The organism is Brevibacillus panacihumi (assembly GCF_003710985.1).
GTDB classification, from domain to species: Bacteria; Bacillota; Bacilli; order Brevibacillales; family Brevibacillaceae; genus Brevibacillus; species Brevibacillus panacihumi.
On sequence record NZ_RHHT01000072.1, the window covers coordinates 53359 to 64580 of the forward strand.

The 11222-nt window shown below is 53.2% G+C and carries 10 protein-coding genes; 1 reads left to right on the forward strand and 9 read right to left on the reverse strand.

What is annotated here, in order from left to right; translation table 11 throughout:
• Positions 1-23: 23 nt before the first annotated feature.
• The 8 genes from pfkA to EDM58_RS23715 form a co-directional block, all read right to left on the reverse strand.
• The gene (gene pfkA, locus EDM58_RS23675) at positions 24-983 is read right to left on the reverse strand and encodes a 6-phosphofructokinase (RefSeq protein WP_122915521.1); all 960 of its coding nucleotides are present in this window, start codon (positions 981-983) and stop codon (positions 24-26) included.
• 216 nt (positions 984-1199) lie between these two features.
• Complete coding sequence (gene accA / locus EDM58_RS23680) at positions 1200-2156, reverse strand: acetyl-CoA carboxylase carboxyl transferase subunit alpha (RefSeq protein WP_122915510.1); 957 nt, start codon at positions 2154-2156, stop codon at positions 1200-1202.
• The gene (gene accD / locus EDM58_RS23685) at positions 2120-3073 is read right to left on the reverse strand and encodes an acetyl-CoA carboxylase, carboxyltransferase subunit beta (protein ID WP_023555853.1); all 954 of its coding nucleotides are present in this window, start codon (positions 3071-3073) and stop codon (positions 2120-2122) included. Before accD ends, accA begins: the two co-directional genes overlap by 37 nt.
• 21 nt (positions 3074-3094) lie before the next feature.
• Complete coding sequence (locus EDM58_RS23690; protein ID WP_023555854.1) at positions 3095-3277, reverse strand: hypothetical protein; 183 nt, start codon at positions 3275-3277, stop codon at positions 3095-3097.
• A gap of 79 nt (positions 3278-3356) precedes the next feature.
• Positions 3357-4028, reverse strand: coding sequence for a FadR/GntR family transcriptional regulator (locus EDM58_RS23695; protein ID WP_122915511.1), 672 nt, complete (start codon positions 4026-4028; stop codon positions 3357-3359).
• Positions 4029-4117: 89 nt separating this feature from the next.
• Positions 4118-5362, reverse strand: coding sequence for an NADP-dependent malic enzyme (ystJ, locus tag EDM58_RS23700; RefSeq protein WP_122915512.1), 1245 nt, complete (start codon positions 5360-5362; stop codon positions 4118-4120).
• Positions 5363-5536: 174 nt separating this feature from the next.
• Complete coding sequence (locus tag EDM58_RS23710) at positions 5537-8977, reverse strand: DNA polymerase III subunit alpha (protein ID WP_122915514.1); 3441 nt, start codon at positions 8975-8977, stop codon at positions 5537-5539.
• 79 nt (positions 8978-9056) lie between these two features.
• Positions 9057-9821, reverse strand: a complete 765-nt coding sequence (locus EDM58_RS23715) for an N-acetyltransferase (RefSeq protein ID WP_122915515.1) — start codon at positions 9819-9821, stop codon at positions 9057-9059.
• A gap of 160 nt (positions 9822-9981) precedes the next feature.
• On the opposite strand from EDM58_RS23715, the gene EDM58_RS23720 reads away from it, so the two are divergent.
• Positions 9982-10293, forward strand: coding sequence for a YtpI family protein (locus EDM58_RS23720; protein WP_122915516.1), 312 nt, complete (start codon positions 9982-9984; stop codon positions 10291-10293).
• Positions 10294-10467: 174 nt separating this feature from the next.
• Here EDM58_RS23720 and EDM58_RS23725 read toward each other — a convergent pair whose 3' ends face one another.
• Complete coding sequence (locus tag EDM58_RS23725; protein WP_122915517.1) at positions 10468-11088, reverse strand: DUF2087 domain-containing protein; 621 nt, start codon at positions 11086-11088, stop codon at positions 10468-10470.
• Positions 11089-11222 lie beyond the last annotated feature (134 nt).

The window sequence follows — 11222 nt, forward strand, 5'->3', positions numbered from 1 at the left end:
GTGCTCCCTGCCTGCATACAATCCTATATGGACAGTGTTCTAGCCAACTGGTAAATGGATAAATCCAGGCGATGCTTTTTCGCCAGCGCTTCTTTGAAGTCAACGTCTACAATCTGGTTGTTCTGAATGCCGACCATGCGATCCCGCTTGCCTTCCAGCAGCAGATCGACTGCGGCTGCGCCCATACGGCTTGCCAGCATGCGGTCCATCGCGGTAGGGGAACCGCCGCGCTGGATGTGGCCCAGAACTGTCACTCGCGTCTCCCAGCCCGTAGCTTTGGTGATCGCCTCCGCGTAGGATGTCGCGCTCCCGACGCCTTCTGCCACGATGATGATGGAGTGCTTCTTCCCGCGCCGCTGTCCCGCATGAAGCCGTTCCAGGATGTCATCCATGTTCTGCTCTGCTTCCGGAATGATGATGGACTCCGCTCCCGCTGCAAGCCCAGCCCACAAAGCCAAGTCTCCAGCGTCTCGTCCCATGACCTCAATAATGTAGGTACGCTCATGGGAGGTTGCCGTATCGCGTATTTTATCAATCGCATCCACGATGGTGTTGAGGGCGGTATCGAATCCGATGGTAAAATCCGTGCATGGGATGTCATTATCGATCGTCCCAGGTACCCCGATCGTGGGAATACCCTTTTCCGTCAATTTCTGCGCACCGCGGAACGAGCCATCTCCGCCGATTACGATCAGACCTTCGATGCCTTTGTTTTGTAATTGCTCGACGGCTTTTTGCTGGCCTTCCTCTGTCTTGAAGGCTTCGCTGCGCGCCGAATAGAGAATGGTACCGCCGCGATGGATAATGTCGCCTACCGAGCCGAGACTCATCTCCTCAATATGGCCGTTCATCAAGCCTTCATACCCGTGATACACCCCATGCATCTGCACATTGTGATAGGCAGCCCGGCGAACAGCGGCCCGCACTGCGGCATTCATGCCCGGCGCATCCCCACCGCTGGTCAGTACAGCAATCTTTTGCATGGAATCATCCCCTCCATCCATCTAGCATGTCTTCCAACTGGCTTCAGTATGTACCAAAGCGGCTATGAAACATGCTGTATCAGTTGCATTTCGATATCTGTTATACTCTTTTTTCTTTTGTGCCATACTTTTTCAAAGAACTGGCAAAAGCTTTATCCGATTACGATTGTAGCAGATAATCCTTATAGAAAAAAGCAAAAAAACGCCCCCTGCCGATTACAGGGAGGCGTACTCACCAATCTGTTTGAACTTTTCATAACGATCCTGTACTAATTCATCCGGAGACAATTGGCTGAGCTGTTCCAGTTGTTCCAGCAGGACCTTTTTCACCGCGTCAGCCTGCATGGCTACATCGCGATGGGCGCCGCCAAAAGGCTCCGGGATAATTCCGTCGATGACACCCAGCTCCAGCAGATCGGGGGCCGTGATCTTCATGGTTTCTGCCGCGCGCATGCCCAGGCTCGAATCTCTCCAGAGAATCGCCGCCGCACTCTCGGGCGCGATCACGGAGTAATAGGAATTCTCCAGCATGAAGACGCGGTTGCCCACACCGATCGCCAATGCGCCGCCGCTGCCTCCTTCTCCGATGACCACACAGATAATCGGCACGCCAAAAGTAGCCATCTGACGCAGGTTGCGCGCGATCGCCTCGCTTTGCCCCCGCTCTTCTGCCGCTTTCCCCGGATACGCGCCGGATGTGTTGATAAAGCAGATGATAGGGCGGCCAAACTTGTTTGCCTGTTCCATGATCCGCAAGGCTTTGCGATAGCCTTCCGGATGGGCCATTCCGAAGTTTCTGCGGATATTGTCTTTCGTATCCTTCCCCTTCTGGTTCCCGATGATCGTCACCGGACGGCCATCCAATCTCGCAATTCCGCCGACGATGGCCTGATCATCACCGAACAGACGGTCGCCGTGAATTTCCATGAAGTCCGTAAAGAGAAGCTGAATATAGTCCAGGGTAGTCGGCCGTTCGGGATGGCGCGCAAGCTGTACGCGCTGCCAAGGCGTGAGATTGCCGTATATCTGATCGGCCAATTCCTTCGCTTTTTGTTCCAGGCGCTTCACTTCGTCGGAGAAATCAATGCCCTTCTCCTCGGTGAAGCGGCGCAATTCCTTGATCTTGTCGTGCAATTCTACGAGAGGCTTTTCAAAGGGGAGCTCTCCTGCCATGTTTCCACTCCTTCCCGTGGCGTTGACGTGTGCATCTCAACCAGCTTTGCCAGCGTACTGCGCATTTCCTTGCGGTGAACAACCATGTCCAGTTGTCCGTTTTGCAGCAAGAATTCCGCGGTTTGGAAGTCTTTCGGCAACTCCTGGCGAATCGTCTGCTCGATCACACGACGGCCAGCAAACCCGATCATCGCACCCGGCTCGGCGATATTGTAATCGCCCAGCGAGGAAAAGCTTGCCGACACACCGCCAAATGTAGGGTTGGTCAGGACGGAGATGTACAACAACCGCTCCCGGTCCAGCTTGGCCAATGCCGCACTCGTCTTGGCCATCTGCATCAGACTGAGGACACCTTCCTGCATCCGCGCTCCGCCTGAAGCAGAGAACAAAATAAAGGGCAGTCGACGGTCGATCGCCCGCTCAATTGCACGCGTGATTTTTTCTCCTACGACCGAGCCCATGCTCGCCATGCGGAAACGGGAATCCATCACTCCGACGACAATGCGGTTGCCTTCGAGCAAGCCTTCTCCGGTCACGACCGCCTCGTTCAGATTGGTGTTGGCCATGTCCTGCTCCAGCTTCTCCAGATAGCCCGGAAAGCCGAGGGGATTGGAGGTGATCAAATCCGTATCAAATTCTTCTGTCAGCACGCCGTCATCCAGCAGCAAGGCCAGACGCTCCGGAGCTGATATGGAATAGTGATACTGGCAACCTTTGCATACGCGCAGGTTCTTCTCCAAGTCCTTGGAGTAGTGAATGGTCCCGCAGTGCGGGCATTTATTCATCAGTCCCTCAGGAACTTCCTTCTCACGTACGCCCGCTTCTTTGGCCTGATCGCCAGAAGCGGGGACACGTGTGAGGTTTTCCGATGGGACGGTAGCAAATTTTCGCTTTTTGCCGAAAAGGTCTTTCAGCACCTTTGCACCCCACCTTTCTCTTCAGTGAAGGATCGTGCCAAGTACATCCTGGACCTCTTGAAGCTCGCTTTCGGGGACGAGAATCTCGAATTGCTTGGAAACCTTCGCCTCCCGAACCTTGACCAGGAATCCTTCATCTGTCAAACGTTGCTGTATCCGTTCTGCTATTTTTGCGCTAGGAGCGATGTAGATGACCGTCCACATGCTGGCTTCCTCCTTCATCCTCCAATACAGGTCTGGATCATCATATCACAGCCCAAACGCAAGTCGCAAATGGGGGAAATCACAGCTTGCTGTTCTCCAAATGATGCCTCATTTTCTCTACAGCTACCTGGACATCTCCCGCACGGATTGCAGCCATGATCTCCCGATGCTCCTGCAGCGCAGCCTTCGCCCTGCCCTCTCGAGACAGTGATTCGACGCGTACGCTGTTGCTGTATTCAACCAGCGGCGCCCAGATGCGGTGAAGAATCGAGTTGCGGCTCGATCGGCAGATTACACGATGGAACTGGTAATCTTCCTCCGCGGGAACCTCTCCGCGCTCTACCCGCTCCTCGGCAGCAGCCAGGATCCGCTCCATTTCCTCAAAATGCTTATCCGTCGCACGACGGCACGCCAGACGAACTGCGTCCAACTCCAACATTCTGCGCATCTCGATCAAATCCTTCTTGGACTTGCCATCCTGCAGAATGAAAAAACCGAGGATATCGATCAAACGATTATGCCGATAATGCTTGAGAAAAGTGCCTTCCCCCCGGCGCGTCTCGATCAATCCGAGCAGCTCCAGGGCGCGCAACGCCTCTCTTACGGAAGAACGACCTGCACCTAATAGCTCCGACAGCTCCCGTTCGGACGGAAGCTTGTCGCCAACCCGCAAGTTGCGCTCCTGTACAATCTGATGGATGTGCAGGAGAATCTCCTCGTACACCTTTCGCTCTTGGGAAGAGTCGAGCACCCTGAATCCTCCTCACTAGATCTTCTGTCGCCTGCACCTCGGCGAGCCGCATACAGCTCGCATGGCAAGCATAGGAGTCTGACCTGCTTTTACACTTCCTGATAGGAAATCGCAGTCAGTTTTTTGGTTTTTTCTTTGACAGCCTCTGGATCGACTGTGATCCGTGCTACTCCACTCTCCATCGCCGCTTTTGCGACAGCCGCAGCGACATTTGGCGCGACACGCGGGTCGAACGGCCCTGGAATGACTTTATCTGCCGACAGCTCTTCTGCAGAGATCAGATCGGCGATCGCGTATACAGCTGCGCGTTTCATCTCTTCGTTGATCATGGTCGCACGCGTATCCAATGCACCGCGGAAAATTCCCGGGAACGCGAGGACGTTGTTGACCTGGTTCGGGAAGTCGGAGCGACCCGTACCGACGACAACGGCTCCAGCCGCTTTTGCATCGTCCGGCATAATCTCTGGATTTGGGTTTGCCATCGCGAAGATGATCGGATCGCGGTTCATCGAGCGAACCATCTCAGGAGTCACAGCACCTGCTACGGATACCCCGATGAATACGTCTGCGTCCTTCAGCGCATCTTCCAGGTTGCCTTCCATTTTGCTGCGGTTTGTGATTTTCGCCATTTCTTCTTTGACCGGATTCATACCAAATGTACGGCCTTCGTAAACGATACCTTTGGTGTCGCACATGATGACGTCCTTCACGCCCATCGAAACCAGCAGCTTGATGATCGCGATACCGGCAGCGCCTGCGCCATTGATTACGACGCGAATCTCTTCCAGCTTCTTGTCAACCACACGCAAAGCGTTGATCAAACCTGCAGCGGTCACGATCGCCGTACCGTGCTGATCGTCGTGGAAGATCGGGATGTTGGTCTCTTTTTTCAAGCGCTCCTCGATTTCGAAGCAAGCAGGAGCAGCGATGTCTTCCAGATTGACCCCGCCAAAGGTAGGCTCCAATAATTTGACTGTTTCTACGATTTTGTCTACGTCATTCGTGTTCAGGCAAATCGGAAAAGCATCCACGCCGGCGAAAGATTTGAACAATACTGCCTTTCCTTCCATAACGGGCATTGCTGCTTCCGGTCCGATGTTGCCCAGACCGAGCACTGCTGTTCCGTCGCTGACTACTGCGACCAGATTGCCTTTCATGGTGTATTCATACACTTTGGACTTGTCGTCAAAAATATCTTTGCACGGCTCTGCTACGCCAGGGGAATAAGCCAGGCTAAGATCGCGGGCATTGCGGACCGGAACCTTTGTAACTGCCTCCAGCTTCCCTTTATTCAATCTGTGCAGCTCCAATGCTTCCTCTCTGAGATTAGACATCATAACCACTCCATTTCGTGTTTTTCTTTTTGTCATTTCGTAAGTTGTGAAAAAACCGCTTATCCATATTCACCAATAGAAGTGGTCTGACCACTTTTTTGATTATGTTCCCATTATAGCAAAACCCGTTGTCCTGTAAAGTTGCTGAAAAGAGCAAAAAAGAGAGGACATGGTTCATCCTCCCTTATTTTTAGGCAATTCTTTCAGAATTACGCTGTCAGAACCCACAATTTCTCGCGCTTTCTCCAAAAATGACTCATCTGCGTCCACCCGAGTGTCGTCCGGCAAGCGAAGGGTCTGCCTTTTTCCTTCGTAGTACAAAATCACAGGAATCGTTCCTTTTTTCTCGACAAACAGCCGGTGAAGCTGCTGCAACGTCGAATCCTGCTCCTGCTCGGGAGCGATTTTGACAAAAAGCACCGACTCTGTCGAAGGCTTGGGCATTTCTTTGGGGAGCGCATCCGCATCCCAGAAGCGGGAGGCGAGCAGCTTGACGGTATCGTCCTGATGGTCGATGCGGGCCTCGGCGATCAGCATGCGTTCCTTGACCAGCAGATCCGCGTATTTGCCATAGACCTGTGGAAAGACGACCAATTCTACCTGTGCCGTCTTGTCCTCCAAGGTGACGAAGGCCATAGGATCGCCTTTTTTTGTCTGGATGCGCCGTTCATGCGCGACCATGCCGAACACCTTGACCGTCTTGTCGCGGGGCAGCTCTGCCAGGGAAGCGATCGCTGCCACTTCTGGCCGACTATACAGATGAGCATATTGATCCAGGGGATGACCCGAGAGGTAGACGCCAAGCAAATCGCGTTCCTCCTGAAGCTGCTGGGAACGGGAAAACGGAGGAACCTCGGGATATTCCGACGGCTTTCGCACCGTCGCCCCGCTCTCGTCTCCCGCGAAGAGATTCATCTGGTCTGCATCCCGCTCAATCCGCTTGCTGTTGGCCTTCCCGACTGCTTCATCGAGCAGGACCAGAACCTGGCTGCGATGTCCCGGCAAGGAATCGAGCGCCCCGCAAAGTGTCAGCGACTCCACCACGCGGCGGTTGACCAGTCTGCCGTCCACACGGGCGCAAAAATCAAAGACATCCCGGTACGGTCGATGCACCCGCTCCTTGACGATGGATTCGATCGCGCCATAGCCGACATTTTTCACAGCCGCGAGCCCAAAACGGATCGCTTCCTGCTCCACCGTAAAAAACGCCTCGCTTTTGTTCACGTCGGGACCAAGGACAGGAAGCTTCAAGCGCCGCGCTTCTTCCGTATACTCGGCGATCCGGTTCTGGCTTCCGATCGACAGGGAGAGCAGGGCAGCCATGAAGGCAAGCGGATAGTTGGCCTTCAGGTACGCCATCTGGTAGGAGATGATGGCGTAGGCGACAGAGTGCGCCTTGTTGAAGCCGTAGTCGGCAAAGCGAACGATCAAATCGTAGATCTCGTGGCCAAGTTCTGCTCCGTATCCCTGTCTGACGCAGCCGGCAACGAATTTCTCCCTTTGCTCCGCCAGCAGCTCGCGCTTTTTCTTGCCGACGGCACGGCGCAAAATATCTGCCTCGCCCAGACTAAAGCCCGCCAGCGTCGAGGAAATCTGCATAATTTGCTCCTGATAGATCATGAAACCGTGTGTTTCCTTGAGTATCGGCTCCAGTACGGGATGGGCGTACGAGACTTTGCTCTCCCCGTGCTTGGCAGCGATGTACTGCGGGATGATCTCCATCGGTCCGGGACGGTACAAGGCGAGAACGGCGATAATGTCGTCCAGGTCAGTTGGCTTCAGCTCGCGCAGAACGTTGCGCATGCCGGCAGACTCAAGCTGGAAGATGCCTGTCGTCTCTCCCTGCGAGATCATCTGGAAGGTCTTAGCGTCGTCGGTCGGGATCTTGTCCGGCTCGAGGCGCACCCCCTGCTGTTCAATATGCCGCAGCGTTTCCTGGATAATGGTCAGGTTGCGCAAGCCGAGAAAATCCATTTTCAACAGGCCGACTTCCTCCAGGATCTCCATCGGATACTGCGTCAGGGCGAGTCCCTCGTGTCCGGTCTGAAGAGGGACATAGTGCGTTAGCGGATCGCGCGAGATCACAACCCCCGCCGCATGGGTCGAAGCATGTCGCGGCAGTCCTTCCACTCCCTTGGCAGCTTCGATCAGCCGGGCTGCCTGCTTGTTTTCGGCACACAGCTTGCCGATGTCAGGATTGATCTGCATGGCCTTGTCGATGGTCATGCCTGGCGACTGCGGGATCATTTTCGCTACCCGATCGACCAGCCCCAGGGAGAGACCCAATGCTCGCCCAACATCGCGCACCGCTGCCCGGGCAGCCATGGTCCCGAACGTAATAATCTGCGCGACGCGATCATGTCCGTATTTATTGGCTACATAGTGGATGACTTCATCTCTTCGTTCTACGGAAAAATCAATGTCGATATCCGGCATCGTCACCCGCTCGGGATTGAGGAAGCGTTCAAAAAGCAGATTGTAGCGCAGCGGATCGACATTGGTAATGTTCAAGACATACGCGACAAGACTGCCTGCTGCAGAGCCGCGTCCAGGTCCGGTGGCAATCCCGTTCTCATGGGCGTAGCGCATAAAATCCCAGACGATCAGAAAATAGTGGGTAAAACCTGTCCGCGTGATGATCGACAGCTCATGCTCCAGGCGCTCTCTGATTTGCGGGCTGATCTCGCCGTACCGTGCCAAGCAGCCCTTTTCACAGAGCTGACGCAAAAAATGTGTCGGATCCTCCCCTTGCGCCAACGGATATTCCGGCAAAATATGCTCCCCGAAGACAAGCTCCAGTGAACAGCGCTCAGCGATCTCGACTGTGCGGACTAACGCATCAGTCGCATAAGCAAAGGAGGCTGCCATCTCCTCCGCGCTTTTCAGGTAATACTGATCCGTCTCGTAGCGCAGACGATTTTCTTCCCCGACGGTTTTGCCCTCTCCGATCGCAAGCAAAGTATCGTGGATGATGTGATCCTGCTGCCGGACGTAATGGACATTGTTGGTCACCACCAGGGGAATGCCGGTCTCCTCGCTTAGCTTGACGAGGCGGGTATTCAGTCTTCGCTCGATTTCCAGTCCGTGATCCTCAAGCTCCAGATAGAAATGATCGGGTCCAAACAGCTGCGCGTACCAAAGCGCCGCTTCTCTTGCACCACGAGCATCGCCCTCAAGCAAAAGCCGGGACACCTCTCCTTGCCTGCAAGCGCTTAGTGCAATCAAGCCTTTGCTGTGGCGCGCCAGCACCTCTTTGTTGACGCGCGGCAGAATGTAGTCTCCTTCTGTATGGGCGATCGTCGCCAGCTTCAGCAGGTTGCGGTATCCCTCTTCGCTTTCGGCAAGCAAAACGAGGTGGTTTGGCGCAGGAGCATTCCTCACCCGGTCCTGAAGGTTGCCACAGGTCAGGTAGATTTCCATGCCGATGATCGGCTTGATCCCCGCCTGCTTGCACGCCTTATAAAACGGAATCGCCCCGTACAGGTTGGCATGATCGGTAATCGCCAAAGCTGTCATGCCCATTTCCGCTGCTCGCGCCACCAATTGATCGATTCGCGCTGCCCCATCAAGCAGGCTATATTCTGTATGCACGTGCAAATGGACAAAGGCGCTCATCGTCTACTCTTCCTCTCTTTGCTATTTGTTCTTCTATTATACCGTTACTAGAGCGTCGAGTCGTACAATCACATGCACCTCATGATTCTTCCAGCATCGACGTTAGCCATTTTTCAAACTTGTTTGCACTCATGATTTCGTGTGTGACAAATTCTCCATCGTAAAACAGTCCAAAAGTGGTCCAGACGGTTGGGGCTTGCTTCGCCTCTTCTCTCGTTGTCAAACGAACGGTCCGAAAGCTGATTCCACGTCCTTCTGCTACCTTTTGCAAATCTTCCAGGACGCCGACCGCGAACGGACATTGTGCCGTGTAATAAATCACAACGCCCTTTTCCTTGCTGATTCCTTGGTTTACCTGTTGTGCAAACGAAGGCGGCGCTGCACGATCATTCAAAGGCAATGCCGCTAATTGAAAATAGGGCCGAGCTTCATCTACGATGCTGAATCCCATATGTTCAAAGAAGCGTTTCTCACTCAAAAAGGGAAGTTTTTTTGCTCCTACTATATGTACGAGCCCATCCATCCCACGCGAAATGGCATCCTCCTTGCATTTTTGCAGCAAGGCTTTTGCGTAGCCGGAGTCCTTATATCTGCCGGAGACCCATAGACAATTAATGTACATATAATTCGGTGCCTGAACAGGAGCCCAAGCCATCTCAGCCGGCAAATACTCGATGAAGACCTTTGCCCGTTCGTTCAAACGGTAAAATACTAATCCCTCATCCATTCGCTCCGACAGCCACCGCTTCTTTTCCAGTACCGCCTGCTCATATTGTTTTGCACCCAAAGCGCAGCAAAGGTGTTCATGATCGATATTGTCTTTCGTCAATTGCAGGTACGCCACATTGCCGCCCCCTTCGTTTTCCCCTCATAATCGTGTGCAATCTTATTTCATCAGATTTTTCGATACAAAACAAGAACGAATGTTCCCTATCGGTTCATTGCCTTCCCGACCGTCATCTGATAGGATAGAACAAGATTGCTAGAGAGGATGACGCTTTCGCATGTGGAACGCCTTTTTCATGACCGGGGTTCTCGCTACGCTGGTATCCAGCGTGTATTACAGCATGACTGCCCGCAGACGCGGAATCCATCCGCTGGAATCCCGCATGACGCTGGGAAAGATGAACATTTCCATGGGAATTCTCGTGGCTTTGCTTGGTTTCAATCAATTTACCTTTGAAGAACTGGATACGATCCGCATTGTGATCGCTTTGCTGCTGATTTTTGTCGCTGCAGTAAATCTTTTTTTGGGCTCTCGCAATTATTTTCGCTATCGAGATGCATGGCGCAAGGAAGTGAAAAGCGAGAGATGATTGGCAGTCCCTTAGGCTTCTGGTTGGCTTTTTCCTGTTTTACCATCTGTTTATTCTGGCTAAATCCCTTTTTCTTACGCTATAATGAACCTGTGTGACATCCTAATGCTTCAGACAACCCGAGTGCAGTGCCGACGGTTGTCCTTTTTTATTTTCCGGGGATTCACGCTCATGCTACGGTTTGGCCCACAGCTCCTCCGGATTCAGCTCATAGATCCCGTCCTCGCGGTACATATAGTGATTCATGACGAATTCCCTGCGGATAGTCGCATAGTCCTCATGGAACTGGCGGATGTATTCGTTGATCTGCGCTTCGGTATACTTTCGCCCTTTTTCCAAGCCACGCACCATGTGTTCAAAAACGATCAGCTTTTTCTTGCGCTGGGCGGGGATCTGCTTCAAGCGTCCGTCGGCAGTAAAAAATGTTCGCAATACCTGTAAGCTTTCTACCAAGGGCCTGCCGCCTCCTTCGTTCGCTTCATTCCCTTCCTCTTCCCAAAGACTCTCATCCGTTCCTTTTTTCGCATGCTCGAGCACGTTTACGATCGCCTGTGACAGCCTCTTAACGTTGGCTTCATGCAGGTAGAAGTAGATCGTGTTTTTATCCCGTCGCTCATAGACAAGTGCGGCTTCGCGCAGCTTCGCCATGTGATGCGTTATCGTCGGCGGAGTGACGCCGAGCTTTCCTGCCAGCGCCTGCCCATGCAAGGGACCGTTCGCCAGTATGGCCAGGATGCGGATGCGTGTCGTGTCTCCCATGGCTTTGTAGAACGTAACCAGTTGATCGAGTTGCACGTACGGTGTCCTCCTGTTCGTTTTTTTGCTTGTCTAATTCGATATGTATCTAATTATAAAGTAGATGACTTTACATGCTTTGTCAATTGGAGTCTATCGGACTTTAGTGGAGGAGAGGAAACCAGCTAATATTT